Source organism: Ferrovum myxofaciens (genome assembly GCF_000735045.1).
Classification (GTDB): Bacteria; Pseudomonadota; Gammaproteobacteria; order Burkholderiales; family Ferrovaceae; genus Ferrovum; species Ferrovum myxofaciens.
The window spans coordinates 14,376-41,338 of the sequence record NZ_JPOQ01000056.1 but is presented as its reverse complement, the minus strand read 5'-3'; the positions used below and the strand labels follow the sequence as shown (position 1 = coordinate 41,338).

The 26,963-nt window shown below is 56.7% G+C and carries 28 protein-coding genes; 21 read left to right on the top strand and 7 right to left on the bottom strand.

Features of this window, described 5'->3' with window-relative positions; all coding sequences use genetic code 11:
• Positions 1 to 289 precede the first annotated feature (289 nt).
• Genes IV91_RS0107960 through gp17 form a run of 6 tightly spaced genes read left to right on the top strand, consistent with a single transcriptional unit; the run spans position 290 to position 4,123 of the window.
• On the top strand, positions 290 to 1,591 hold the full coding sequence (locus IV91_RS0107960; protein WP_031597425.1) for a phage major capsid protein: 1,302 nt from the start codon (positions 290 to 292) through the stop codon (positions 1,589 to 1,591).
• Between the two features lie 28 nt (positions 1,592 to 1,619).
• Entirely contained in the window at positions 1,620 to 2,069 is a 450-nt protein-coding gene (locus IV91_RS0107955) for a hypothetical protein (RefSeq protein ID WP_031597424.1), read from the top strand.
• A gap of 6 nt (positions 2,070 to 2,075) precedes the next feature.
• Positions 2,076 to 2,924, top strand: coding sequence for a head-tail connector protein (locus IV91_RS0107950; protein WP_031597423.1), 849 nt, complete (start codon positions 2,076 to 2,078; stop codon positions 2,922 to 2,924).
• Positions 2,924 to 3,253 carry a phage head closure protein gene (locus tag IV91_RS0107945; RefSeq protein ID WP_051862341.1) on the top strand — a complete coding sequence of 110 codons (330 nt, stop codon included), beginning with the start codon at positions 2,924 to 2,926 and terminating at the stop codon, positions 3,251 to 3,253. Before IV91_RS0107950 ends, IV91_RS0107945 begins: the two co-directional genes overlap by 1 nt.
• Positions 3,246 to 3,734, top strand: coding sequence for an HK97-gp10 family putative phage morphogenesis protein (locus tag IV91_RS16805; RefSeq protein ID WP_051862338.1), 489 nt, complete (start codon positions 3,246 to 3,248; stop codon positions 3,732 to 3,734). The genes IV91_RS0107945 and IV91_RS16805 overlap by 8 nt, the downstream gene beginning before the upstream one ends.
• On the top strand, positions 3,731 to 4,123 hold the full coding sequence (gp17, locus tag IV91_RS0107935) for a tail completion protein gp17 (protein WP_031597420.1): 393 nt from the start codon (positions 3,731 to 3,733) through the stop codon (positions 4,121 to 4,123). The genes IV91_RS16805 and gp17 overlap by 4 nt, the downstream gene beginning before the upstream one ends.
• A 9-nt stretch (positions 4,124 to 4,132) precedes the next feature.
• Here the strand turns inward: gp17 and IV91_RS0107930 are convergent, their stop codons facing one another.
• Both IV91_RS0107930 and IV91_RS0107925 read right to left on the bottom strand, forming a co-directional pair.
• Positions 4,133 to 4,456 carry a type II toxin-antitoxin system HicB family antitoxin gene (locus IV91_RS0107930; RefSeq protein WP_031597419.1) on the bottom strand — a complete coding sequence of 108 codons (324 nt, stop codon included), beginning with the start codon at positions 4,454 to 4,456 and terminating at the stop codon, positions 4,133 to 4,135.
• Positions 4,446 to 4,703 (bottom strand): toxin HicA, encoded by a 258-nt coding sequence (locus tag IV91_RS0107925; protein ID WP_031597418.1) that lies wholly within the window; start codon positions 4,701 to 4,703, stop codon positions 4,446 to 4,448. Before IV91_RS0107925 ends, IV91_RS0107930 begins: the two co-directional genes overlap by 11 nt.
• Before the next feature lie 113 nt (positions 4,704 to 4,816).
• Between IV91_RS0107925 and IV91_RS0107920 the strand changes: the two genes are divergently transcribed.
• The 9 genes from IV91_RS0107920 to IV91_RS16800 all read left to right on the top strand — a co-directional run bounded on the left by IV91_RS0107920 (position 4,817) and on the right by IV91_RS16800 (position 12,523).
• Entirely contained in the window at positions 4,817 to 5,545 is a 729-nt protein-coding gene (locus IV91_RS0107920; protein ID WP_031597416.1) for a hypothetical protein, read from the top strand.
• A gap of 8 nt (positions 5,546 to 5,553) precedes the next feature.
• Positions 5,554 to 5,850, top strand: a complete 297-nt coding sequence (locus tag IV91_RS0107915; RefSeq protein WP_031597415.1) for a hypothetical protein — start codon at positions 5,554 to 5,556, stop codon at positions 5,848 to 5,850.
• Positions 5,851 to 5,918: 68 nt separating this feature from the next.
• A complete protein-coding gene (locus IV91_RS15760; RefSeq protein WP_051862337.1) occupies positions 5,919 to 6,125 on the top strand; it encodes a hypothetical protein in 207 nt (68 codons plus the stop codon).
• Positions 6,126 to 6,127: 2 nt separating this feature from the next.
• Entirely contained in the window at positions 6,128 to 8,497 is a 2,370-nt protein-coding gene (locus IV91_RS0107905; protein ID WP_031597414.1) for a phage tail tape measure protein, read from the top strand.
• Between the two features lie 8 nt (positions 8,498 to 8,505).
• Positions 8,506 to 8,793, top strand: coding sequence for a hypothetical protein (locus IV91_RS0107900; RefSeq protein WP_031597412.1), 288 nt, complete (start codon positions 8,506 to 8,508; stop codon positions 8,791 to 8,793).
• Positions 8,790 to 9,539, top strand: coding sequence for a glycoside hydrolase family 73 protein (locus tag IV91_RS17225; RefSeq protein WP_200874349.1), 750 nt, complete (start codon positions 8,790 to 8,792; stop codon positions 9,537 to 9,539). The genes IV91_RS0107900 and IV91_RS17225 overlap by 4 nt, the downstream gene beginning before the upstream one ends.
• Positions 9,540 to 9,603: 64 nt before the next feature.
• Positions 9,604 to 9,972: a hypothetical protein gene (locus tag IV91_RS0107890; protein WP_031597408.1), complete on the top strand. Its 369-nt coding sequence runs from the start codon at positions 9,604 to 9,606 to the stop codon at positions 9,970 to 9,972.
• A gap of 61 nt (positions 9,973 to 10,033) precedes the next feature.
• Positions 10,034 to 11,587, top strand: coding sequence for a hypothetical protein (locus tag IV91_RS0107885; RefSeq protein WP_031597406.1), 1,554 nt, complete (start codon positions 10,034 to 10,036; stop codon positions 11,585 to 11,587).
• A 3-nt stretch (positions 11,588 to 11,590) separates the two neighbouring features.
• The gene (locus tag IV91_RS16800; RefSeq protein ID WP_051862335.1) at positions 11,591 to 12,523 is read left to right on the top strand and encodes a DUF2460 domain-containing protein; all 933 of its coding nucleotides are present in this window, start codon (positions 11,591 to 11,593) and stop codon (positions 12,521 to 12,523) included.
• Positions 12,524 to 12,622: 99 nt separating this feature from the next.
• On the opposite strand, the gene IV91_RS0107875 is transcribed toward IV91_RS16800, so the two are convergent.
• Positions 12,623 to 13,363 carry a PEP-CTERM sorting domain-containing protein gene (locus IV91_RS0107875; RefSeq protein WP_084189994.1) on the bottom strand — a complete coding sequence of 247 codons (741 nt, stop codon included), beginning with the start codon at positions 13,361 to 13,363 and terminating at the stop codon, positions 12,623 to 12,625.
• A 536-nt stretch (positions 13,364 to 13,899) separates the two neighbouring features.
• Between IV91_RS0107875 and IV91_RS0107870 the strand changes: the two genes are divergently transcribed.
• Genes IV91_RS0107870 through IV91_RS0107845 form a run of 6 tightly spaced genes read left to right on the top strand, consistent with a single transcriptional unit; the run spans position 13,900 to position 21,210 of the window.
• On the top strand, positions 13,900 to 14,331 hold the full coding sequence (locus IV91_RS0107870; RefSeq protein ID WP_035417462.1) for a phage tail fiber protein: 432 nt from the start codon (positions 13,900 to 13,902) through the stop codon (positions 14,329 to 14,331).
• 2 nt (positions 14,332 to 14,333) lie between these two features.
• Positions 14,334 to 15,407 carry a hypothetical protein gene (locus tag IV91_RS0107865; protein WP_031597400.1) on the top strand — a complete coding sequence of 358 codons (1,074 nt, stop codon included), beginning with the start codon at positions 14,334 to 14,336 and terminating at the stop codon, positions 15,405 to 15,407.
• A 3-nt stretch (positions 15,408 to 15,410) separates the two neighbouring features.
• Positions 15,411 to 16,955 carry an SPRY domain-containing protein gene (locus IV91_RS0107860; RefSeq protein ID WP_031597399.1) on the top strand — a complete coding sequence of 515 codons (1,545 nt, stop codon included), beginning with the start codon at positions 15,411 to 15,413 and terminating at the stop codon, positions 16,953 to 16,955.
• A gap of 2 nt (positions 16,956 to 16,957) precedes the next feature.
• Positions 16,958 to 18,331: a DUF2163 domain-containing protein gene (locus IV91_RS16795; RefSeq protein WP_051862333.1), complete on the top strand. Its 1,374-nt coding sequence runs from the start codon at positions 16,958 to 16,960 to the stop codon at positions 18,329 to 18,331.
• Positions 18,328 to 18,756, top strand: coding sequence for an NlpC/P60 family protein (locus IV91_RS0107850; protein WP_031597397.1), 429 nt, complete (start codon positions 18,328 to 18,330; stop codon positions 18,754 to 18,756). The genes IV91_RS16795 and IV91_RS0107850 overlap by 4 nt, the downstream gene beginning before the upstream one ends.
• Before the next feature lie 3 nt (positions 18,757 to 18,759).
• Positions 18,760 to 21,210: a phage tail protein gene (locus IV91_RS0107845; RefSeq protein WP_051862331.1), complete on the top strand. Its 2,451-nt coding sequence runs from the start codon at positions 18,760 to 18,762 to the stop codon at positions 21,208 to 21,210.
• A 444-nt stretch (positions 21,211 to 21,654) separates the two neighbouring features.
• On the opposite strand, the gene IV91_RS0107835 is transcribed toward IV91_RS0107845, so the two are convergent.
• The 4 genes from IV91_RS0107835 to IV91_RS0107820 are packed head-to-tail and all read right to left on the bottom strand — an operon-like array spanning position 21,655 to position 26,950.
• A complete protein-coding gene (locus IV91_RS0107835; protein ID WP_035417461.1) occupies positions 21,655 to 22,461 on the bottom strand; it encodes a ComEC/Rec2 family competence protein in 807 nt (268 codons plus the stop codon).
• A gap of 35 nt (positions 22,462 to 22,496) precedes the next feature.
• Positions 22,497 to 23,453: a ComEC/Rec2 family competence protein gene (locus tag IV91_RS0107830; RefSeq protein WP_035417460.1), complete on the bottom strand. Its 957-nt coding sequence runs from the start codon at positions 23,451 to 23,453 to the stop codon at positions 22,497 to 22,499.
• Positions 23,450 to 24,115, bottom strand: coding sequence for a hypothetical protein (locus IV91_RS0107825; RefSeq protein WP_051862329.1), 666 nt, complete (start codon positions 24,113 to 24,115; stop codon positions 23,450 to 23,452). The genes IV91_RS0107830 and IV91_RS0107825 overlap by 4 nt, the downstream gene beginning before the upstream one ends.
• On the bottom strand, positions 24,116 to 26,950 hold the full coding sequence (locus tag IV91_RS0107820; protein WP_031597390.1) for an ATP-binding protein: 2,835 nt from the start codon (positions 26,948 to 26,950) through the stop codon (positions 24,116 to 24,118).
• Positions 26,951 to 26,963: the final 13 nt, after the last annotated feature.

Genomic DNA, 26,963 nt, shown 5'->3' with positions numbered 1-26,963 from the left:
GTTTCTCGGATTGCCGGACTTCAAAGTGTGCCATGTTCGTTTGGGTGAAGAAAGAATATGACTAATTATCTCATTAATTCAAACGGTTGTATATGTTTTTAAGGGCTTCGAACACGGATTCAGGAAACCATTTCCCGTCCAATATTACTCCTATTGCAGGTGACGATCCATTGAGTCTTTCCACGAACTGACACGACTCATCAGCATCAAGTCCACCACCGCCCCATGGCGGTTTTTTTGTGCCCATCAATCCCGCCCTGAGCGGTTTTTTTATTTCTGGAGAACCCAAATGAGCAAGAAGTTGCGAGAAATGCAGGTCAAGAAGACCGAACTGGTCAAATCCGCCCGAGCCCTGACCGATGGCGCAGCCACCGAAGGGCGTGATCTGAGCAATGAGGAGGTCACTGCTTTTGATAGCCTGAAGGGGCGCATCGATGCGCTCAACGCTGCTATCGAGCGCGAGCAGACCCTGATCGCGGAGGAAGCGCAACTGGGAATCGAATCGGCACTCCCTTCCGTGAGCGTCACCGAGAATATGACGGCGGATCCCAAGTGGGGCTTCAAGAACTTCGGGGAATATGCGTATGCGGTGCACCAGGCCGGCTTGCCCGGTAACCCCGTGGATAATCGTCTGTCCATGCTGCGCAACGCCGCAGTGCCCGGGGTATATGGGAACGAGAGCGCTGGCGCCGATGGGGGTTTTCTGATCCCGCCGCAGTTTGCCAAGGACATCTTCATGCTCTCCCTTGATGACGAGGCGTTCCTGCCCTTGACGGACAATATCGAGATCTCGGGTAATTCCCTGGTGCTGCCCAAGGATGAAACCACCCCCTGGGGGACGGATGGCATTACGGTCGCCTGGCAGGGTGAAGGCACGCCCGCCAATGCTTCCAAGCCCAAGTTCGGCACCGCCTCGCTGCGCCTCAAGAAACTCATGGCGCTGGTGCCCATCACCGATGAACTGCTCTCCGATACCGATGCCCTGACCTCCTATACGCCCAAGAAGGTGGCGAGCCGCATGCAGTGGAAGATCAATGAAAGCATTCTCTTTGGCAACGGCTCAGGGATTCCTCAAGGGGCCTTGAGCGGGAAGGCGCTCGTCACCATCTCCAAGGACTCGGGACAGGCCACCAATACACTCACCCCCACCAATCTTGCCAACATGATCGCGGCCTTGCCGCCAGGAAGTTTCAAGAAAGCGGTGTGGATCGTGAACAACAGCGTGCTGCCATCACTCTTCACCCTCACTCTGGGCAATTACCCAATCTACCTACCCTTGGGTGGGGGCGTGGCCGCCTTCAAGGGCTCGCCCTACGGAACCTTGTTGGGCCGTCCGGTCTATGTGTCTCAACACGCCAGTGCCTTCTCCTCCCAGGGGGATGTGCTGCTGGTGGATTTGACCTACTACCAGACCATCACCAAGGTAGGAGGGATGGAAACCGCCACCTCCATGCATCTGTACTTCGATGCCGATGCCACGGCGTTTCGCACCATCTTCCGCATGGATGGCCAACCGAAGATTGCAGCCCCCATCTTGCCCGCCAAGGGCAGCGCCGCGCTCTCTCCCTTCGTGCAACTGGGCGCCCGCTAATCTCCCTCTCTCTCAAGGAACATAAATCATGGACATGAATACCAAAGCCTCCGAGTTTCTGGCCCTCCTGGGCTCCATCAACCCTTCTGCCCAGGCGGTGGGAACCTTGACCACCGGCTGGATCTCCCTGGCCAATGTGCGCACCCTGTTGGCCATGGTTTCCACCGGCACTCTGGGAGCCCTGGCCACGGTAGATGCCAATCTGCAGCAAGCACTGGATGCTCTCGGCACCGGGGCCAAAGCCATCGCCGGCAAGGCCATTGCCACGATAGTGGCCGCCACAGGCAACAACACTCAGGCGCTGATCAATCTGCAGGACCATGAACTGGATGTCAACAATGGGTATCAGTTTGTGGAACTCACTTTGACTGTTGGGGTGGCCGCTTCTGAGACTGCCGGGTTTGTCCTGGGAGCCTCCGCCCGTTATGAACCGGCCTCTGCCTTCAATCAGGCGGGCGTGACCCAGATCGTCGGCTGATTCTTCATGCCCCTGCAACTGATCAGCGGCCCCGTGGTGGAGCCAGTCTCGCTGCTCGAGGCCAAGGCCCACCTGCGGGTGGATATAACGGACGATGATGCGCTGATCTCTGCGCTGATCGTTGCCGCCCGGATGCATGCGGAAACTGTGACCCGGCGGGCGCTGATCGCCCAGTCGTGGAAACTGGTGCTGGATTCTTTTCCGGGCCCCACCCTGATCGGTATTCCATGGGGCAAGCCGTTCACGCTCCCGGGTCACGCCATCATCCTGGAAAAATCTCAGGTCCGGGTGGTCACCGCGATCCAGTATCTGGACATGAGTGGGGTGATTCAGGTGATGCCCCCGGCCAATTACACCGTGGATTTAACCTCGGAGCCCTGCCGGATCACGCCGGTATTCGGGCAGATCTGGCCGATTCCGATGCCTCAGATCGGAGCAGTGGAAGTGGATTTCTCGGCAGGATATGCCGAGCCTTTCGTGGCCGATGCGGCCAATGGCACCCTCTCGATTCAGGGTCCGTGGTTTCCCACACAACCCTTTGTGCTCTCCAATTCAGGAGGTGCCCTCCCCTCACCTTTGCAACCGGCCACCAACTACTGGATTGCCTCGGTAATTACTCCCGGCGTGTACACCCTGGCAGCCACCCCAGAAGGACCCGCCATCACGCTGACCGATACGGGGTCAGGCACGAACCTGGTGGGGTCGGTGCCAGAGGGAATCCGCGCCTGGATCAAAATCCGGGTGGGCTCCTTGTACCAACACCGGGAGGAGATGGCCGCCTTTGACAAGACGGGCAAGGTGATGCCCTTGCCCTTTATGGACCGACTGCTCGATCCCTATACGGTGGTGTTCTGATGAGTCTCGTCGCGGCAGGGTTTCTCGACCAGCGCATCACAATTCAAACCTTGACGGTGGTGCGTGGCGCTTTGGGAGGGCACGACGAGACCTGGTCCCCCTTGGCCACCGTCTGGGCGCAAATGCTGGACATGACCGGGCGCGAGATTTTCCAGGCGAAGGCCATGGGCAGTGCCGCCACCATGCTGATCACCATCCGGTTTCGCACTGATGTTCGTGCCAGCCAGCGCATTCTCTTCTCCGATGGCTCACTCGCCCGAATCGAGTGGATCCGGCATGTCACGCGCAAAGAACGACTGGAACTTTACTGCTTGAGGCTCGATGACTGATATAGAGGTGAAGGGGCTCTCCGAATTGCAGAAATTGCTGGACGAACTTCCGGCCCGGATCGAGGCCAATATGGTGCGGGGAGGATTGCGTGCGGCGGCCAAGGTGATCCGCGATGAAGCCCGGCGTCTGTGCCCGGTGGGCGAGAACCTGCCCAGGGGACATAAGTCCGGAGCCTTGCGCGACTCCATCCGGATCTCGATGTCCTCGAAACACGGCACCATCACAGCCAGCATCAAGGCTGGGGGAAAGAACAATGTCTACTACGCCCATATGGTGGAGTACGGCACGGCGCATCACCTGATCAAACCCAGGAATCGCAAGAGCCTGTTTATTGCAGGGCTATTCAAGGAAGTCATCGATCACCCCGGAGCCCAGAAAAAACCCTTCATGCGCCCGGCGCTGGATTCCAAGGTGGATGAGGCCATCAGCACCTTTGCTGAGTATGTCAGAAACCGACTGGACACCGAGGTCGCCAAATGAAAGCCGAAACGGCGCTCTATGCCCTGCTCAATGCCTCGAGTGAATTGGGAACATTAGTCTCCAGCAGGATTTATCTCGACACCCGACCCGAGGCAGATCCACTGCCTGCCGTGGTGTACGAATTGGTGAGCGACAAACAGGACAACACCCGGGTGGGAGAGTTTGAAACGGCCAAAGCACGACTCCAGGTCAACTGCCTGGGACAGATGGCCGAGGATGCGGCCAATGTGCGGGAGGCCGTCAAGATCGCCTGCCACAACCAGTCAGGCACCTTTGGCGGAGTGACGGTGCTGGCTTGTATTCAGTCCGGCGCTGGCACCGATTCCTATGATGAACTCGTCAACATTTATGTGAAGCCCATGGATTTCATGGTGCATTACCTGCGCTGACAGGTGTGCTCAGCCTGCCAGTTTGGCGCTTGCCAACCGGTTCAGACTAATGCCTTGCTCGGCGGCCTGCAGTGCCAGGGAGCGATGCACTTCGGGCGGAATGCGCACACGAAATTCGCCGCTGTAGTGCTTTTCGGCAAGGGGCATCGGAACCTCCTCACCGTTGGATTGCATATCCACAACGGTATCCGCCACAAGTTGACGGATGCCCTTGAGGGCGGCTTCAGGAGTCCGGGAAAGCCAGGATAAAGATGGAAATTCGGCGCACAGTCCAACCGACTCCTGATCTTCGGGAGACCAGGTGACGCGGTAAGTGTAGTGATCAATTCTCATGGCGTAAATCCTCCAGTTTCTCGATTGCAAGCAACACCTGGCGTACCTGGTAGGCCTTGGCTTTGCCTTTGTCATCCTGGATATTGATCCGCGGATCTCCAACCCAGGGCGTTTTGAAGATCACGTGGCTGGTACCTGATTGGCGTGGCTTGCCGAAATATTCCTCGCAGACTTTCTTGAGATCGCCAAACCGGACACTGGCAGGCTCACGCCGCATTTGCTCGAGAATTTTTCGGGAAACCATCATGAGCAAATGGTATCAATATTGGCACCGTATTTCAAGTCAATCCACTAACTCAGTCAACACGGAACCACCCCCTTGGTGACCGCTCAAGCGGTCTTTTTTATGGAGAACCCCACATGATTAACTTTGGATCCGGATACCTCTACGGCATCAGTTCCGCCACCAACTCGACGCCGCGCAAATTCGGCACCCTGCAGGATGTCACCTTTGATTTCACCTTCACCACCAAGGAACTCTACGGACAGCAGAGTTTTGCAGTGGATGTGCGTCGGGGAGAAGGCAAGTTCACCGGCAAAGCCAAGTTCGCCAACATCAGTGGCGGACTGGTGAATGACATCTTCTTCGGCCAGAATGCCACTCCCGGTTTGATTCTCTCTGTCATCGGGGAGTTGGGCAACATTCCGGCGGCAACCCCTTATACGGTGACGGTGGTCAACGCCGCCACCTTCGACACCGACCTGGGGGTGGTCTACGCCGCCACTGGGTTGCCCTTCACCAAGGTGATTTCCAATCCGGCCACCGGCCAGTACGCCGAGGCCAGTGGGGTCTATACCTTCTCTGCCGGAGATGCGGGAATTCCGGTGCTGATCGATTATCTCTACACCACGGCCACCGGGGGTACCCGCATTGCCCTCACCAACCAGATCATGGGCACCACCCCCACCTTCATGGCTATCTTCACCGCTCATGTGGGACCCAAGGTGGCAACCCTGAAACTCAACCAGTGCACCTCCACCAAGCTCTCCTTTGCCACCAAACTCGAGGACTACGCGATCCCCGAGATGGACTTCAGCATCATGGTGGATTCATCCAACACCCTGGGTTGGATCTCTTTTGCGGACTGAGGTGAATCATGATTGATGGGACAGAAATCAAACTGGGCGATGCCTCCTTCCTCTGCCCGCCTGCGCCCTTTGCCTGTGTGCGCAAGTATGAAGACATTTTTACCGGCAAATCAGATGCGAGCCTGAACCAGATGGCCGACATCCTGTTCACCAGCCTCAGGCGTAATTATCCGGAATTGCAGCAGGAGGTGTTCGAGTTCCAGAACCTGGACATCGCCAACTTCCGTGAAGCGTTTCGGGTGTGTCTCTCGGTCAATCAACCCCAGGAGACTGAACCGGGGGAAGCAGCGGCGGGGAAGTCATAGCGTGGGATGAGATTTACTGCCAGATCATCGACCGTACCGGTTGGAGTTGGGAGTACATCGATCATTCCATGGACATTCCCCGGTTGTATGCACTGAGGCGCTACTGGGCACAGCACCCACCCTTGCGCGAGATGGTGCAAGCCTATCTGGGCATCAAACCCGAAGGGTTCAAGACTGAACCAAAAGCAGTTCCCCACAAATCTATCCAGAACACTGAAGCGGACATGAAAGCCTTCATCGAGATGTTTCAGGCGGCAGGTGGGCGGCGAGGATAATCATGGCATCCAAAATCGGATCGCTCGAGATCGACATCAAGGCCAACATTGCCCGCCTGTCGCAGGACATGCAGGCAGCGCGCAATGAAGTCCAGAAATCCACCCGGGGGATTCAGGGCCATGTCGCTGAGATGCAGAAGAATATCCGCGAGCACATGGATGGAGTCAAGAAATCCCTCGAGGTGTTCAAGGTTCTGACCGAACTGGGCGGGATCACGGAGATCGGGGCCAAATTGCTGGAACTGGGCAAGTCTGCCGCCGAGTATGGCGATGAAATCGAGCACGCCTCGCAGAAAACCGGGATTTCTACGGATGCGCTGCAGGGGCTCAAATACGCTGCCGGGCAGAGCGATGTGTCGTTTACCCAGTTGCAGCAGGGTTTGTTCCGGCTCTCGCGGGCCATGGCCTCCGTGGGCCAGGGCAATAAACAGGTGGCCGGAGCCTTTCAGAGTGTCGGCTTGAGTGCGGCCTCCCTCAAGAATATGCGTATCGAGGATGTGCTCTCTCGGGTGAGTGATGCTTTTGCCAAGAGCCAGAATGGAGCCGCCAAGACGGCGGTTGCGATGCAACTCTTTGGACGCGCCGGAACAGATCTGATTCCGTTTCTGAACCAGGGATCCCAGAACATTGATGCCATGACCCAGAAGGCACAGCAATTGGGGCTGGTGCTGGGTGATCAGGCAATTGCCAAGGATGCCCAGTTCAACGAGAGCCTCAAACAGTTGGGGTCCCAACTCAAGATGGCGGCGGTGGGATTTGGCTCTGACTTGACCCCGGCGATCCAGGGGTTGACGGGGGCTCTATCCGACAGCTTAAAACCCGGCGGGTTTCTCGCAGACACCTTGAAGGCACTGGCCGATGCCGTCAAGTATCTGGTGCTGGGACTGGAGTTGGCCTGGCAATCACTGGAGGTGGTCACCGCCGCCATGGCAGGCGCCATCGTAACGGTGGCCGGGGTGATCAATTCGGCCCTACATCTCGACTGGAACGGCATCAAGGCCGCCTGGAATCGGGGGCTCACCGAAACCAAACTCGCGGTGGACCAGCAGGTGGGCTCCATGATGCACACAATTCTTGCCTTCAAGGGAGAACTCGCCTCGGCTGGTGGATCTTCCGGCAATAAATCATCACCTCTGGGTCAAATGGCCCTGCCTGGGGTCGCTCATTCTGGTCACAGTTCTCACGGTCAGATGAGCGCGTGGCGTGCTGAACTCACCCAGAAGCAGGATCTGGAGGGGGCTTATCACGAACTCTCCAAACAGGATGAACTGGCGTTCTGGCAACAGAAACTGGCGCTGGCCAGAAAAGGCTCGGCGGATTACAACGCGGTGCTGCATCAGGTGGTGAATTTGCAACGCCAGATCTATCGGGCGCAGGTCTCATCGGCCCAGAAGGCCAGTCAGGAAGAGTTGTCACTCAAGTTGCAGCAACTCAACAGTGAGGCCAATCTCGAACGCAATCACCTCAAAACGGTGACCCAGGGCAATCAGTTCCTGCTTCAAATCGGCAAAATCACCCAGGACCAGAAGTTGGTACGGGATCAGGAGGTGGCGGCTCAGGAATATGCGATTTCTCTGGATCTGCTGGCCAAGAAGCTGGAACTTTATAAAACTGACGCGAAAGAACGGGCCAAGATCGATGATCAGATCGTCAAACTCAATGCCGATCGGGAAGCACAGTTGACCCGGGCCACCCAGACGGCAGTGCTCGATAACCAGAAATCTTACCAGCAGATGTTCGCTCCCCTGACCTCGGCCTTTGATACTTCCATCAAGGGAGTCATCATGGGCACCCAGACTTGGCAGCAGGCGTGGCAGCGCAGCCTCACCTCCATCCTCTCCTCGTTCATCGACACCGGCATCAAGATGGTGAGCACCTGGGCCTCGCAACAGTTGGCCATGACGCTGGCCACCACCACGCAGGACGAGGTACGCATGGCCTCCAGTCAGATGGCCAGCACCGCCAGTCTTTCCACCAGTGCACTCACCATCATCAAATCCATCATGAACAGTGCGTCAGAAACCTTTGCCGGGATCTTCGGGTTTCTGGCACCCACCATGGGGCCTTATGCGGCGGCTCCAGCAGCAGTTGGAATGGGGGCCGTGGCGGCGGTGGCGGGATCGGTGGCTTCGAGTGCGGGTGGAGAGTGGAACATCCCCGTGGACCGGCTGCAGTTCGTGCACCGGAACGAGACCATTCTGCCGGCAGGGATTGCCGGAGGACTGCGCTCCATGGTGGAAAAGGGAGGGAGCAGTTCCACCACCCATGTGCACATACACGCCACCGACGCCCAGAGCGTGGAGCGTTTGTTCAAAAACAATGGCGCGGCGATTGCCTCGGCCCTCAAGAATCACCTCAGAAACTTCGGGTAGGTCCCTAAATGATCGAGCGTCGACAAGTTCCTCTGACCGAGGAAATGCGTGAGCTATTGGTGGCCAGCATTACCGAGGCGGTGCGTGCCGAACTGGAGAGTTTCGGGGTACCGCTGGAGGTGCACCGTGACCATCACGAATTTATCAAGAAGGAATTAGAAAACACTGCCCTGCGCCAGCAGCGCAACGAGCGCGTCAAGACGAGCGTGCTGGGCTGGCTCGTGATCACCGTATTGGGCGGCATCGGCACAGTTGCCTATCAACTCTTCACCACCCTCAAGGAGCACTGGAAATGAGTCCGGAAGATTTTATCAGCACGATCAAGGGAGCGGCCCTGGCCTGTCAGAAGGAGGAAGGGATTCCTGCGAGTTTTACTATCGCGCAGGCGGCCCTCGAATCCGCCTGGGGGGAGTCCCAGTTGACCAGAGCCGCCAACAACCTCTTCGGCATCAAGGCCGATGCCAGTTGGACGGACGAGCGCTACCGGATTGCCACCATTGAGTATGTGGCAGGGCAAAAAGAAACCATAAATGCCTGGTTTCGCCAATACGCCAACTGGCAGGAGTCGATCCTGGATCACGCCCGGTTTCTGAAAGGTGCGCGTTATGCGGGGGCTTTCAAGACCGGCAGCGGCGTCACCTTTGGTTACGCCATCGCGAGCGCGGGCTATGCCACCGACCCCAACTACGGCACCAAGATTGCCCGGGTGATCCATACCCATGGGCTGGAGAGCCTCGATGCAATGTCTGAACCTGTCAATGTTCTTTCACCCCCTCAGGAGAATTCCATGCAAAAACTTCTCGCTCTGTGGAGCGTATTCAAGGTTGGCGAATCGGTCGCCGACCCCGTGCTCTGGAAAACCGGCGCCATCACGGTGACCCTGCTCTCGCCCATGATCTTGAAACTCGAAGATCTGTTCCATGCCTTGGGGTGGGCCATTTCAATTTCTGACCAGCAGGCCGGGATGCTGGCCGGGGGCATTGTGGCGGCCACCAACATCGTGGTGCACCTGGTTGCCAACAAGGACATGGGACTGAAGTAAGTCGTACAAGGGAACGCGCTGCCCTTTACTCCTCAGCGCGACATGTAAATTTCAGGAGAAACAAATGAGTCTGATCGATACCTTGGAAAGTGATGCCAAATCCGCCCTGGATTCCTTGAAAACCGATTTTGCGGTGTTCGAGAGCTGGCTGTCGCAAAACCCCATCGGAGCCCAGATCGTGGCCGAATTCAAAGCAGCAGCAGCCGAACTGAATACAGTGGCGGTGACGGATCTCGAGAATGCCGTAAAACAGGTCGGGATTGCGGTCTTGAAGAGCACTGCGGCGGGCAGTGGTTCGGGAGCCGCCATCACGGTGGGCATCGATGCGGCCCGTGCGGCCTTCACCACTTTGGGCCGAGCCATCTCGGAAAAAACCATCGCCACCCTGGCCACCACCGTGGTCAATGGCGTGAATACCATCAAAACTGCGTGATCCCACTGGCAGGGGAGAAATCCCCTGCCTTACCCTCTCAAATTTCATCGGCTCAACAATCATGGCACTCATTCTCTGGGACGGATTCGACAAATACGGCCAGGCCTCCGATGTCAACTATGACGGTTGGTCGGGAGGTGGTAGTGGCAACAATACAACGCTGGTGCCGGGTCGCTTCGGGCTTCCCGGCAAGGCCTACTTTCTGGGTGCGTGGGGTTCTCCATTGATCCGTAATCTGCCGGGAAATTTCTCCACCTTTTATATGGGGATCGCCGTCAACGGCGCATTCCAGACCGTATTCAACGATGTGAACACCAACCAGTTCTGGGTGTATGCAGTCAATTCGGTGGTTCAGGTGGGGCGTGGCAACCCTACCAACAATCTGCTGGCACAGTCCCTTGCGGGCGTCATGCCCAGCGCCGGGTGGTATTTCCTGGAAATCGGGGGAACGGTAGGCGCCGCAGGTCAGTTGACCGTACGCATCAACGGCAATGTGGTGCTCAATGTTTCGGGGATCAACATCCAGAACAGTGCCAATGCCAGCATCAATAACATCCAGTTCAATGGGGCCATGCTGATTGATGACCTCTACTTCTGCGATAACACCACGGGTCCGGGCGTTCACCCCTGCAACACCTTTCTGGGCGACAAGCGCACCCGCACGGTCTATCCCTCTGCCAATGTGAGCACGGCCTTTACACCCTCGAACCCCGTCACAGCGGGGCAGTTGGCCATGGGTAACGGGGGCAACTGGCAGACGCTCTCTGCCAACAACCTGATTCTGACACTTTCTGACAATCCGAGCACCAATCTGCCGGGGGTCAACCCTGGAAACATGGATGATCCCCTCACGGGAGTGGCCCCGCGTATGGCGCATGACTGCACCATTACAGCGTTGACCCTGTATGCCCAGACCAATTACCCTGCCCTCAAAATCCGCCCGGTCATCGCCCAAATCAATCCGCTCAATGGCATGCCGATTGGGATTCTCTATGTGGGTGATGAGAAAATCGGGCTCGTCACCGGCCAGAACACCCTCACCTTCTCGGCGGTCACGGCAGCCGTCACCAAGGACACCCCCTACGCTCTGGGGTTTATCACCGACACCAGTTTTGCTTTTGATACCTTCAGCGTCTACGCCTATGGCAATCCACTGGCCGCGGTCTACCCACTGACCTATGCCTCCCCTCCCGCCATTCCCGGTCCATTGCCCTCAGGCCCTGCCATCACCAATGGCAAACTCAACATTGGCTACACCTATACCCTGACCAACTACGCCGCTGTGTCCGAGGACGGGCTGGATGGGGATCAGACCTACAACAGTAGCGCCACGGTGGGGGCCGCAGATCTTTTCAGCACAGTAGCCGGCTTGCCCCCCGGTGCCACGGTATATGGAGTGCGCGTGGTGGGAGCTTATCGCAAGGACGATGCCGGAACCAGACAGATCGCCAATCTGATCAAAACCGGCACGGTCCAGTCGGCAGGTGCAACCCAGAATGTGGGGACCAGTTACCAGTACCTCTCTGATGTGTTTGCAGTGAATCCGGCGACTGGGGCAAGTTGGGTGACCACCGATGTCAACGCCCTCGAGATCGGCTACGAAGTCATCAGTTGAGCCATGGCCAATCGCATCACTCAACTGACCACCGAGGTACTGGAGTCAGGGATCCCGGCTGCCCGCATCAGCACTCTCGCGGCTGAAGTTCTTGCAGACGATAATCCCGCTGCCACCCTCAGTCAATTACTGGCAGAAATCCTGGCTGATGATGATCCCCAGGTTCGGACCTCCCAATTCTCGGTAGAGATTCTCTACGAGTTTGTACACGCTCGGGTGTCCCAGATGGTCACCGAAATCCTGGTGGATGACGACCCGCACGCCCACGCCTCCCAGATCGTCTTTGAAATCCTCTATGACTACCCACTGCCGCCTTTTGCGGAGTTCACCATGAGCAACCTGCTGTTTCCGACGCTTCCTGGCCTGCAGTGGAACATTGTGAAGTCGCCTCAGTTCCACACCACCATCGTCAAACACACCTCCGGGCGGGAAACCCGTGTGTCCAACACCGCATATCCCCTGTGGAAATGGGAGATGTCCTATGAGTTGCTGCGCGAGACCCAGGGATTCGCAGAATTGCAGGTCTTATGCGGGTTTTTTCTGGCGCGAACAGGTAGTTTCGATACCTTCCTGTTTGCCGATCCAGCGGAGCCCAACACGGTATCGGGCTATGACCTTGGCGTAGGAGATGGATTCACCACAGAATATCCCCTGACCAAAACCTATGGCGGATTCATCGAACCGGTGGGCTATGTGGACGTCACCACCTTGAAGGTGTTTGTCGGTGGAGTGCAAGTGTATTCCCCTTCCACATGGAACCTGATCACGCCCAATACGCTGAGTTTCCCGGTACCTCCGGCCAAAGGATCTGTGGTGAGTGCGAGTTACACCTGGTACTACCGGGTGCGCTTTGGCGAGGATGTCCAGGACTACAACAATTTCATGTACCAACTCTGGGAGTTGAAGAAACTCACCCTGGAGATGGTGAAGCCGTAACTTTGCAGGGTGGCGAATGCGCGTATCGCGCCATCAGGTGTAAAATTTCTCGACAGTCTGCAGGGGGCGGGTGCCCCCCGCACCCTCGAAAGGATCGAATCACCCGAAGCGCCGATGCCGCCGCAGTCCTGCCATCAATCCCAACAACCCGATTCCAAGCAGCGCCACGCTCGCGGGCTCTGGTACTGTTCCCACTTGTGGTGGTGCATTGATGTTAATCGGATTCTCCAATGCGAAGTAATCAGTCCCGCCATTACCCAAGATTGCGTTCTTGAAGTTGACTGTTCCACTGCTGTTTTGACCTAAATAGCCGAGACCGATAAAAACGTTGGTAAAGTATGCATCCGCCCCACCATACTGATCTGTTCCCAGAACACTACCGTTATAATTGTAAAAAGCTTGGGAAGAAAGCCCGGTGGCAGTGTTAGTGACTCCAGTGTACCCATTAACCCCATCACCATCGAACGTAAAAACACCACGACCACTAAGGTTAAAACTGGAAATTGTATGGCCGCTGTTGTTCACTACACCTATTAAAGCATCATCAAGACTATCATAAGTTGTTTGAGGCCCGAACGTAGTTCCAATGCTGCCGTTCGTATTGAATATGATTGTAAAATTGCAGTCTGTTGCATTGCCCGTTCCACCACCTCCAAAAGGGCCAAGGCCCACAGTAGATGGGCAAACGCCAGCAAAAGCAGAATCACCGGCTACAAGCATAAACATCAGCCCCGCGACACGATACACAGAATACTTGTTCATATGTCCCCCCCATGAGTCATATTGTTCAGACTTTCCCGCACTTTCCTGCATGGAAAGTTTCGAAGAAACCGATTCCATCCCCTCATCTCATAGTAAAGCACTAATCGTGCCGCTTACTTGAATATTTTAATATAATTTAACAATTACAATTAGTTATAATAACGGAACGGAACGGAACGGAACGGAAATATGTAAAAAAGTGTAAAGTTTTTCGATATCTCGCAAGCGTCCTGCCCGTAAATATTACAGAGGGCTATCTGTCGCCCCCCTCACGCCGCCAATCACGACTGCGGACCAATAGCCCTCACCTGACGCCGGGAAAGGGTCACACCAGGTGAGGCGGCCAGTCCCTTGGATATTCGCTGCCCGGTCCACTGATGCGTCTGCGGCAATGACTGCCACCCCCCTCTCCCGATTTCCAACAGCCCATACCTCTATTGACGCAGGACAGTGTTCAAGCCAGGACATGAATACCGACCATCAGGATCAGGAACACCGCCGCAACTGTGCCGACACGTTAAAAATCGTCTCAAACCGGCGGACGTAGCCGTCGGGATTTTGATATTTCTGGAGTTTTGCAAGAACCGTAGTCACTCATCAAGGAGAACTCTCTCATGGCTGGTAAAACCACCCCCTGGGCCAACGACCTTCTGAAACTCCTGTTTCAGGCCGTGCCCGTTGCCAACATTGCCGATAATGCAGCCACCGCTCCACTGACCAACCTCTACATCAGCCTGCACACGGCCGATCCGGGGGTTGCAGGAGCCCAGAATACCAGTGAAGCCGCCTACACCGGTTATGCGCGGGTGGCGGTAGCGCGCTCCGCCGTTGGCTGGACCGTGACCGGCAACAGCGTGAGCCCTGCCTCCACCATCGTTTTTCCTGCGGCCACCGCGGGGTCCGAGACTGAAACTTTCTGGGGCATTGGGGGGGCTGCCACTGGGGCGGGCACGCTGCTGTACTCCGGTGCCATTACGCCCGGCATCGTAGTGTCCAACGGGGTGACGCCGGAACTCACTACATCCTCCACCGCCACGGAATCCTGATCATGACCACCACTGTCACTCTGTATCAGAGCACCGATGCTTCAGCCCCAGTGCTCACCGGTGCTGTGGGCTCGCTCGTGGCGGTGCTCGATGCCTGTCTGGTGAATGGTTACGGGACCAAGGCCGGAGCCGGCTGGACCATCGCTTATACGGGGACCAATCAGCGGGTCTACAAGATGTCGCCCACCTTGGGAACCGGCAATTCGCTCTTCGTGGATGATTCCGCCACGATTTCAGGGTCCACTCCAGAGGAAGCCTATCTCACCGGGTTTGAAGCGCCTACAGGGTTAGGGACGGGCACGGGCCAGTTTCCCACCAGCGCCCAGTGTGCCCTGGGGATTGGCGCGGTGACCTGTCGCAAAAGCACGACCGCTGACACCACCCCACGGCCCTGGACTCTGGTGGCGGATCAAACCTGCTTTTACCTCTTCACCGTCAGCGGGGATTACTTGAACCCCTTCGGGCCCATGACCATTGCTTTTGGGGACATCTTCGCGTTCAAATCCAGTGATGCGTATCGCACCATTCTGATCGGGCGCAATGTCCAGAACAACGGCAACAGCGCCTTCGAAAACTTCGGCGGCTTGCCACAAAACCCCGGTGTCTGGCTCATCAGCGGTTCCACCATGGCGGGGCACTACATGGATCGCAGCTGGACAGGCGTGGGTGGCTCTGTGCCGGTGTCCAAATTTACCCTGAACTTCACCAACAATGGCGGAGGTGTGGTGAATTCTGGCGTAGGGGCAGGTTCCTCCATGTATCTCAATGGAAACAGCCAATCCTCCCTCGGGGGAGGCATTCCCAACATGGGTGGCCTGCAGATGAATTACCCCAACGGGCCTGATGGCGGCCTCTACCTGAGTCCCCTCTGGATCGGGCACAATGGCTCGATCCGGGGCTATTTGAAAGGTCTCTGGGCGCCATTGCACAACACGCCGCTCAATCATCACGACACCTTCACCGGAACCGGTAATCTTGCCGGTAAAAGTTTCCTGGCCCAGAACATTCTCGGCGGGACCAACAACACCGGGTGGGCCGGGCAGGTGATGGTGGAAACTTCCTCCACCTGGAGTTAAGCCATGGCTCTTGCTCTGGTTCAAAGCACCTTTGCGCGCAACAATGGCAGCCCCACCATCGCGACCCTGACGGCAGTACCCACGCTCGGAAATCAGATTCTCGTGATTTATGTCGGGCGCAATGCCGGTCTGAGTCTCTCGCCCGTACTGGCGCTGGCTGAAATCGACCAGGGGAATTTCAACAGTTACCAGGGCACCCAATGCTGGATTGGCCCGGTTACGGCGGGGATGGGTACGACTTTCACGATTTCCGGCATGAATGACTGGGGCAATCTCGCGGTCTTCGAGATCAGTGGAGCCGCTTCCAATCTCAATGTACTGGCCAATGCCTGCGCGGGGACGGGCACCACTGTAACCACCGCCCCATTGACCGTCAATGCGGATCCCAATGGCCTGAATCTGCTGGCACTGGCCTGGGATAATGGGGTGGGTGTTTCCACCGTCCCCACCGGCTGGACCCTGCTCTCCCCCACCACCTGGCAGAACACCGGCAATTATCACGATGGGGCGATCTATGAAATCCCCAATACCACTACCGGGATCCAATCCATCACCTTCAACGGAAGCATGGATTCGCAGGGAGCCGTAATGCTCAATGTCCAACTGTGGACACCTGCCGGGGCCCCCAGCATCGGCAAAACGCTCTGGGATGCCAACAATCACGGCGCAGTGGGGTTCTCGGATGGAAGTCTGATCATCGGCGGAGGCTTGATGGCCTTCACCTATACAGGCACCGGCAACATCCGGGCCAACCGACAACTGACCAGTACGCTTTCCTATTGGGAAGTCACGGTCAGCCAACTCCCCTCCTCCATGTCCCTGGGGGTTTGCACTGGCAGCTTCAACATCACAGGAACCACCCTGCTCGGCGTTGACAGCAACGGCATCGGTTTCGAGCAAAATGGCGGTGTCCTGCTCAACAATGCAATTGTGGCAACCTTACAGTCCTATGCCCAGGGCGCTGTGGTGCAGGTCGCCGTGGATCTTGCGAACCGGCTCATCTGGTTCAATGTAAACGGGGGCAACTGGAATAATGCCGCCGCCAATAATCCGGCAACCGGGGTGGGTGGGATCAGTCTGTCAGGAATGTCGGCCTTCAGCAGCCTGTACCCCGCCTTCGGTGCGCAGGTGGTTTCCTCTGACCCCACGGTAGTGGCCAACTTTACAGGGCCCTTTGCTTATACGCCTCCTGCCGGGTTTGTGAGCGTGGATCTCACCACGGTGGGCTCAACCGTCAACCTGGGGCAATTTGTCAGTGACGCGATGAGTGCAGGGGCCAACGGCCCCAGCCAATATGCGCCCTTTGGAAATGGCCAGTTGGGAGGCAGCGGCCACATCTCCGGCACCGTTCAAAATAATGGGGTCGCCGCTGCCCAGATCGTTCGGCTCTATGACGAGCAGTCGGGCTGGCTGTTGGGGGAGGCTGTCTCCGACCCGAGCACCGGGGTTTATTCGATTTCCGGGATGGGGCGCACTCAGGTCTATGCCGTGGCCTTTGATACGCCCAATGACAATGCGCTTATTCTCGATAACCTGACCCCGGTGTAGCGATGTCCTATACACCTGCACTCGGGAATTCCGCCAACTTTGATTTTACGGTCAGCGGCTATACCCCTCCGGCGGGGAATGGAACCTCGTTCTCGTTCTCCACCGGCTCCTCTGGCACCGTGGCCACTGGAGCCGGATCGATCCTGGGCAAAGCCGTCGTTTCCGGCATCAGTTCCGAAATCACCAAATCTCAAGGGAGCATTGCCGGTCAATCTGCCCTCAGTGGGGTCAGCGTTGCCGGTTGGCACGGCACGATCACGGGGCAGGCAATCCTGTCCGGTTCAGGTGTTGCAGCAAAGCCTGCGCTCGCCACCCTTGTGGCCAACGCCACCCTGACCGGAGTGGGTCACGCTCTGGCATCATCGACGGGGAGCGTCCAGGGCAAAGCCACTTTGAGTGGGGTCAGTCAGGCAGGTTACCACGGCAGCATCTCGGGACAGGCACAACTCTCCGGAGTGGGATTGGCCCGACTGTTCGTGACAGGCGCTGGGGCGGTACAGGGCAAGGCTCTGCTCTCCGGATCTGGATTGGGTGCCAATGCCCTCAAAGTGTTACTCGCCACCCGGCAATTCGTGATGGCCGATCTCTTTACCCTCACCCTGGCCCGCACCGGGCAGACGATCAATGTCACCAATGTCGACCGACCCGTATGGTGGAACAACACCTTCTATGACCCCTATTCCCTCGCCATCGAGGGGCTGCAATTCAAAAAATCCGTGGGACTCTCGGTGGATGAGCAAAGCCTTTCGATCAGCGCCACCCGCGATCAACTCATCAACGGACAGCCCTGGTTTGATGAGATTGCCAATGGCCTGCTGGATAATGCCGAAATTCGTCGGGAACGGGTCTTTGCCCCCGACTGGAACTCCCCTCCGGTGGGTTCGGTCATCCTGTTCGATGGCATCGTCTCCACCATCGATTCCCTCACCACGACCCAGTGCCAACTCAAGGTGAAAAGTTATCTCAGCCTGCTCAATCAGCCCATGCCGCGCAACAGTTGGCAAACCTCCTGCCTGCACACCCTCTTCGATGCGGGGTGCAAACTGTCCAAAGCCGCCTATCAGGTGAGCGGACAGGTGGGAGCAGGTTCCACGGTCAACACCCTCAACTGGAGCGGGGCGACTTCCGGCTATTACTGGCAGGGCATGATCTCGTTTACCTCGGGCCCCAACATGGGGCTCTCGCGCACCATCAAACTGGCCACTGGTAATCAGTTGATGCTCCACCTGCCCCTGCCCTGGATGCCAGTCGCCGGGGATTTGTTCTTTGCTTACCCCGGCTGTGACAAAACTTATTTGACCTGCCAGAACCGTTTTAACAATACCGCCCACAATCGCTCGTATCCTTACATTCCTTCTGCTACCCTTGCCCTATGACCCCTGAACAAAGACAAGTTGTTGTACGTGAAGCCCGGACCTGGGTTGGCACGCCATACCATCACTGTGCCGACGTGAAAGGCCAGGGAGTGGACTGCGCCATGTTTCTGGCCCGTGTTTATAGTGCCGCCGGGGTGGTCCCCTTCATCGATCCCCGGCCCTATCCGGTGGACTGGCATTTGCACCATTCAGAGGAGCGCTACCTCGAGACCATTGCGCCCTATGCCCAAGAAATCTTCACCTCTCCCGAACCGGGAGATTTCCTGCTGTTTCGTTATGGGCGGACATTCAGTCATTCGGCCATTGTGATTCGTTCCCCTGCCGTGATTCACGCCCACGCCCAGGAGCGTGCCGTGGTGTGGGGGGATTTGACCCTCTCTCCTCTGAAAGATCGGCTCTTCCGGGTCTTTACCGTAAAGGCTTAAACCATGGGGGGATTGTTAGGGCATACGGCGGCAGGAAACAATGCACAGCCCAATTACACCCAGCTCAATGTCCAGACCTCAGCCACAGGGCTCCCCATTCCAATTATTTACGGAGCCCAGAAAGTCAGTGGCAATCTGCTCTGGTATGGAGATTTCTCCAAAAACCCGGTAGGCGGCAAAGGCGGTGGCAAGGGAGGTGGAAAAGGCAGTGGGCAATCCACCTATTCGGCTTCCGTCATCGTGGGCCTCGGCGAAGGGGTAGTAACCCCGGCGGTGGCCAGCGTGATCTTCACGACCTATGGCATCCAGTCCAGTGGCGTGAACAGCGCCCTCTACACCGATCTGGTGTCAGTCTATGGCGCTGCCACTGTTTACGGCACCACCCCTTCCAGTGCGGGATCGGGAACGGTTTGGGTCAACAAGGGCATGACCACTCTCGCGAACCTCAGCGCGGCCCTCCTGAGTGGGGCACCGGGTCAGGCACCCTGGGGTTATCTCACCTCCGTTCATCCCGATCAGGCGCTGCCTTATCCGGATACGGCCTATATGGCCATCGCCAACCTGAACCTCGGTTACTCGCCGGATCTGCCGGTGATGTGGCTGGAATGTTTTGGGAATCTCAACAGCACCTGCACGGCGGGTACCCCGGATGCCGATCCCGCCCAAGTGATCTATGACTTTCTGACCCATCCCACCTATGGCGCGGGGTTCCCGAAGTCGAAGATCGACCTCAACACGCTGGTGCTGGCTCAGAACAGTTACCAGAAATATGTGGGGGCCATGGGCGTGGGGTTTAGTGTTTTCATGAACCAACGCCGTCCCGCCATCGACTCCCTCAAGGAATGGCTGCAGGTCACCAACACGGCGGCCTTCTGGGCTGATGGGGTGCTCAAATTCATTCCCTATGGGGATGTGACCTTCTCGGGCTATGGGATCACCTATACAGCCGACACCGGGATCAAGGCATTTCTGACAGATGACGACTTCGTGGAGGGGGGGCATGGGGATTATCTCAAGATCAGTCGTTCTGACCCACTCGATGCCTTCAATGACTGGAAAATCGAGATCAAGGATCGGGCCTATGACTACAATGCCAATACCCTCGAGACCAAAGATCAGGCCAGCATCGATGCTCTGGGGCAACTGCTTCCCTCGGGAATACGCCTCGCCTCCCCCATCACGGCCCACTTCCTGGCCAACGCCAGCATGGCGACGATGTGTCTGGAACTCATCAAGAACCGGCAACTTTATATCCGCAACCTCTACGAGTTCTCGGTGAGTTGGGCCAATGTGCTGATCGAACCCATGGATATCGTTTCGCTCACCAGCGCCAACATGGGACTCAATGGCAAACTGGTGCGGGTCCAGAGTATCGCGGAGCAAAGCGATGGCAGTCTCAAGATCCTGGCGGAAGAATACCTCCCCGGCGTGGGCTGGTCCGTGGCCTATCCGCAGCAAGGAAGTCAGGGGTATATTCCGAATTCGATGATCGCACCGGGAAGTATCAATCCCCCGGTGGTCTTTGAGCCCCCCGCCGTGCTGTGCGGAGCGGCAGGCCCGCAGGTCTGGATGGTAGTTTCCGGCCCTCCGGCCACCTGGGGCGGGTGCACCGTCTGGTCCTCCACGGACGGGGTGAGTTACGTCAAGATCGGTACTGTCAGCGGTCAGGGAATCCAGGGCACTTTGACGGCCAGCCTTGCCGCTTATAGCGGGGCAAGCCCGGACAACAGCGACATTCTGGCGGTAGATTTGAGTGAGTGCGTGGGAGTGCTTCAGCCGGTTCCCACGGGAGGCGCGGCCCAAGGCCTGTCGCTGTGCTACGTAGACGGGGAACTAATCGCCTATCAGAATGAGACCCTGACGACGGCCAACAACTACAACCTCACGACCCTGTATCGGGGGATGTATGGAACCACCGCTTCATCCCATCCGCTAGGGGCGCAGTTTGCATTCCTGCCCAGCACCACCACCTTCAAGTTCACCCTCCCCACCAATACGAGCCTCATCGGGCAAACCATCACCCTCAAATTCCAGAGCTTCAACCTGTACGGCTCCGCTACTCAGGATATTTCCACCTGCACGGCCTACCCCTACACCGTAACGGGGCTGGGAAGCCAGATCCCATTCACCATCCAGGCCTCTGCGTCAGGAGTCTTATCCGCGAACCAGTCGGTGTTACGCTACATCGCTGCAGGCAGTTTCTTCATTCCCGCCGGGCTCACAGGCACCACGGCATCGGAAGGCACTGCAGCCACAGCAACGACGATATTTACCCTGGCCAAAAACGGCACATCATTTGGAACCATCGCTATCTCACCCAGTGGTGCCGTGACACTGACCGCAGCGAGTCAGACCAACTTTACAGCAGGAGATGTTCTGACACTCACGGCGCCGACGACGCCAGACACCACATTGGCAAATGTGGCATTTGGGATTGGGGCGGTGAAGTTGTAGGTGATTTACTTGGAAATGCGGAGCAGACGACGCTGATGGTGGTGGGGTTTCAGCGGTGGTATCGGGAGCAGGCGACGGCACACGCAGCACCTCACGAGTAAACGACACTACACAACATTTGGCCGGTCACGAACGCGGTGGCCGCAGTTGAGCATTCTCTCAACCTACCGTCGCTTGACCTTGGAACATTGGCCACGCTCACGCTTGGCATGTTGGGCCTTGGGGGGCTACATGTCGCGGAACGGGTGAACGGAGCAGCGTAGAAATTCGGTTTGAAGATGGGCAGACCACTGTGATGGAGGTGGGGTTTCATTGGTGGCATCGGAAGAAGGCAGAAGCCCTCGGGACAGCCGCCGACTGAACGCTTAAAGCTTCGCGGTCTTATCATGCGACGAGAAGCAGAATCGCTGCGATACCTTCAGTGATTCGCTTCCATCCTATTCCTCATTCTGGCCACCATTGTCCGTTCTGAAAAACAAACGCAATCCGCCCATCATTTCGTGTGGTCAATACGTGCCGTGTCTCCCCGCGAAATGGCCCTCCGCGTGTCTTGCTGCGGTAGTACGGCACGGTCTCCTGCGTGTCGTGCATGTATCCTTTGTCAGAAATGACTACGTAAAAAGGATTGCAGTTGTAGGTGTCAAAAACGTCGGCGCAGATTCCATTTACGCGACCGTGGTGAGAGGCAATCAATACGTGAGTCTCGGATACAACTTTACAAAACTCTGGCTGCCTGAGCAACGCCTCCCAGCCTGCACATTCCACATCCCCCGGAAACAAGAAGTTGATTCCTGCAATAGCAAGATGGACGACCATGCTGAGATTGTTTTCATCATCAAACTCGGGATAATTATTGTAGAAGACCTGACGTTCAACGTTTAAGAAATCAGGAGCAACAGCGTCGGTTCCCCCGGTATAGCTCGAAGCCATATTGACCAAGGCGTCTATGCCTCGCCCCATCCCATTCTCAGATTTCAAATTTGTGATGGTTTGGGGGGTTACAGACTGGTTGCGCCATAACCACCCGATATCTACATTTGCAAGCAAATCGGGTAAACCACTTGCGTGATCCTCGTCATAATTGGTGATTGCCAGCATGTCGAGGTATGTGATGCCCTCGTTCCGCAAATATGCTCCAGGTCTCCAGTCGGTGTCACCGTTATGTCCGCAATCAATCATGAGCCGAGTACCGTTGTCGCATGTAAGCAAGGCACAGGCACCGTGTTCCACATCAAATATTTTCAGTTCCATTCTTCAGCCCTCGGATTCTCTCCATTCCACACCGTTTAACGAAGTCCTTTGAAGCCTGGTCGATAAAGATTCCGAAGCGTATCTGCATTCATTGATAGCCAGTGGCTCTTTCGGGTCACAAAATCGAGCTCTCTTGAAACTGTCGTCGAGTTGGCGATCAGATTTGTAGCGCGGAATTTCTGCGAGTGCGGCGCAAGTGATCGAATGATCACGTCGCCTGTCTTGGTTGTCATAATAGGAATTCCAAGATCGAAAAGTCTCTGGCGAACTTCCGGCTTTGGATGGTCAAACTGGTTGCTATGTTGGCTGCTGCAAATCGCGATCCTTGGCCGAATTGCTTCGAGAAACGTTTTCGAGTTAGTTGGACAATCTGCGCCATGATGTGCAAGCAGCAGCACATCCACTTCACGCTTGAAGACTTTGCAGCGACGAAGGTATGCCCCGAGGTTTGCGTCCTCAACGTCACCCAAACTGGCGACGTTGAAACAACCTTGTCGAAAGAGTTTGATGGTTGAGTTGTTGTTTGATTCCCCATCGAAAAGGTATCGGGGATGGTATAGAACGTCGCGATATGCTAGATCCTCCGCAGTCTTTAGACCTTTGACGTAATCCGGATTGATCGCAACGCAGCTCACCGAACGTCCCCGAACTCGTGCAGATGTCTGATAATCGCGGATAACCTGCAAGCACTGCTTGGCGGTATCCGAATGAGGCAGATAGCCGGGATACTCGACCGTAGTCGGCATGTAACGTGAGAGTATTTCCTTTAGGTCTGCAAGCGCGCAGTGATCTTGATCCCATCCAGTAATGTGCAGCACATCGATAGCCGTCTTGCCACATCCTTTTAATTCTTGATCAACGCTAGCACGGCTAATCTCCGTCAAACGTGCCTCGATGAGGGTAAAGCGCCCATCGGCGAAAAGCGAAAAAGAGGAACCTGCCTGCCCTAATTGGTAGGCACGAAACCGGGTTATGACAGATCGGGCGGTCATTTCTTCTTCCGCCCGTCGTCAGTCACTTCGACTGCCAAAACATTTTGGACGAATCGGATACCTGTGTTTCGAGCAGACAATGCAAGCCACATAAACTGGACGAGGAGTCCGCCAAAAAGCATGGCTTGAAGACTTAACGGAATACCCGCCAACACACCTGCAACACTCGTAACGATAGTGATCAGAACAGTCAAACTTGCCGCATCACGGAATAAGAGAAATCGTTTGTGAGCATCGCTGACACTTACGTTTGACTGATGCTTCTGGTATAGGCGATACCAAGTGGAATTTTGATCCCTTGGACTTTGCGGAAACTCTCCGACCTTGGCCTTCAAGGCCGCTAAATCGATCCTTGGGTCGGCCTCCGCGTGTTTGCTAAATGCGCGGTGTCCCGGCAATACATCTTTGATTCGCCAGAAGACAATCGATGCCTTGGCGTCCGAAGAAAGCAAGTCGTTTAGAAAAACGGCGATAAGCGGGCCGGTGGCGGCAAGCAAAATTCCTCTGACGAATGCTGAATGGGCGAGTTCCGTGATAGATGCTTGTGTAAATGCGAAACCGGTCAGAACCAGAGTCACGATCACAACATCGGCGACCACCAGCAACCAGATGGCTTTGCTGTTCTGCGCCTTTAGCGAGGGCGAACGCTCAGTCTTTGCCATTTATTCGAACTCCGCGTTCTTGAACCGCAATACATTGCAGTTTTCCTTCACCGCACGCTGCATGCCGTCGTCGAATCCAATAGCGGATTCAGCCTGAATTTCGATGGCGATCTTCACCTTTACGCCGGGGCGAGCAGTGAATTGCATGATCACTTCGTCGACGAGATCTGCGAACTGTTTCTTGGCCTGGATCGCATCGAGTTCGATGCTGGCGTAGAACTGCTTCTTTGCTGGCTGTGGAGCCGCAGCATCCCCGGAGGTATAGATTGGCGGCTTGCCCGAATCCTCGGCACGGTGCGGCTTGTCACCTGTGTCGCTGGCAGTTGGATAGACCGGTGTCGGCCGCGCGGCGTCATCAGCCGCCTTTTGTGCCTCGGCGTATCCGGCAGCAGCGACCGGCTCGATCAGCAACAGCGAGGAATCAAGGAATAGTGATGTGCGCTTGCCGAAGCTGAACCCAACATAGCGACCATCTTCCTTGCCTTGCGCGAAGCCGAAGAAATCCCGGCTTTCCGCACCAACCGCCATCGTGTGTTGAAACGCAGTGTCGTCCTTGATGCGGGGCAGATAGAGCTGCTGGCAACTTTGCTGCCACACGTTGAGCGCGCTGGTGTCTTTGCTGTCGTCTTTCCAGAACCAGTCTTTCAGCACCTTGGTCAAGTGGACGGGTGCCCACTCGGTGATCAGGAGTTCGTTTTCCTTCAACACGCGCTCAATTTCCTGTGACAGATTTTGAGCGCCCGGATTGACCTGGAAGTGTTCCCACTGAATCTCAGACAGCCCCTTGCCGGGACGTGCCTCCTGCATTGGCGCAACCATCCACTTATAGGTTTCACGGATCATGCGGCGCAGGGCATCGTTCGCATCCTCAAAACTCTTGCTGGCCTGCCGGGACTGGAACTGGTCGAGGTTGAGCTTCATTTCCTTGATGTCGCTCACAATCGATTGCCACGCCAAGGTTGACCGCACCTGATCCTTTAGACGGCTCACGCTGTCGTAGTCGGCGGCAATGAAGATCAACCGGTTCTGCTTGAAGCGCGGCTGATCGCCACGGGCCTTCAAAATCTCAGTCGCACGCTCGATGGCAAGGCTCTGGCCACTACGGCTAAACGCAGCGTCGGGCGGCAGCACAACGAGGCGTAGCTGCCAATCATCGGGAACGTCGCCGCTGGCCGTGAAAACGTGGATGCCGCCGAACACGCCGGTGGCAAAACTCTTCTGCACACGGTCGCGGATGGCCGGGAACACATCTTCCTTGTCCTGGAAGCGGCGTTTGCGCTCTTCCATTTCCCGACGCAGGTTCGGGCGGGTATCGAACCAGAAGCGGTTGTTGCCGCTGTTCAGGTAGTGGAGGCGGTCACTCAGGCGACGCAGCGCGTCCTTGTAAATGCCAACCTGCTGGCCCGGCTGTGCCACGCCCAAAACAATGCGTTCTAGTTCAAGGCCGCGCACCATCTGGTTTGCCGTGGTTGGTGCGCTGCCGAGAAAGACGGCGCGAGCCGAGCGGCGGCAGGCCTGCACACTACCAAGGCGCGTATCTTTATTTTCAATCTCGGTGGTTTCGGCACGCTCGCCATCGATATCACGTTCGACGACCGGGTCCCAGCCCTGAGGCAGGTAGTAAATCACCTCGTTGCGCGTATTTGCATCATCAAGCGGAAAGCTACCGGGCATGATCAACGGGTCTTTATCGTTTTTGTCCCAAAGCCGGTGAATGACCTTTGCCATCAACTTCAGCACACCACGGGTACGCTGGAAGTTATCCAGCGACGACCAGTCCTCATACAGTCGGTCAAAGACCTCTGGATGGATCGGGTAGGCGTGCATCAATCGGTCGAAATATCGGCTCTCTTGTGTTTCGCGCGGGAAGTCGTCGCTGTTCGCCGTGTAGTAATCAGCAAAGGCGCGACACACCGTTTCAGCAGCCAGCTTGTCGTTGATGCTGCTGAACAGCCGACGACGGACGATTTCGAACGCTTCCTCTGTGCCAACCGGTTTCCACAACGCCTGAATGCGTCCGAAGTAGTGCGCCAGCGCTGCCAGTGCTTTCACACCGCGCTGGCTGCCCGCTTCCTTGTCCGACTCTGGCAGCGAGGCCAACAACACAGCGGTAGGCACGGCTTTCAGCGCTTCGGTCAGTGCCTGCACAAAGCTCAGGTTGGAATCGAAGCTGCCGCCGGTCAGTGTCTTGCCTTCTTCAAACTGGCGCACGTAGGCCACCAGCTCATCGATCAGGATGACGCAAGGCGCGTAGCGACTGAGCAGCGTTTCGAGCACGGCCTTGCCGGGCGAAGTGCCTGAAGAATCCGCATCCGCAACCAGGGCGTAGCCCTCGGCCTTACCCAACTGCCACGCCAGATCGCCCCAAAGGGTGCGGATGGCTTGTTTTGTATCACCATCCTGCCGAATCGGCGGCTGGTTAGGCGATGACTTGATACCGTCGAGCACTGCAATCCGCGCGCGCGGTAGTTCAGTCACTCCGGCCGCATCGAGAATGGCAGGCACACCCGGCAGGTCACTGGCTTGCACTTCGCCTTTGGCAAGGTGGTAGACCGCCAACATCGTGTGGGTCTTGCCGCCGCCGAATGCGGTTTGCAACTGAATGACCGGATCGCCACCCTGGCCGGACAATCGCTTCACCACGGAATCAAGCAGCAAGCGCATGCCTTCGGTGATGAAGGTGCGCTGGAAGAACAGCGCAGGGTTCTGGTATTCCGGCGTCGCCGTGCCATCGTGGACGCGCGACAAGTCTGCTGCGAACTCAGCTTGCTGGAATGTGCCCTTCAGGACATCTTCATGCGGAACGGCGATTTCACGCCAGGGTTTTAGAGTCATCTTCATCTCCCCA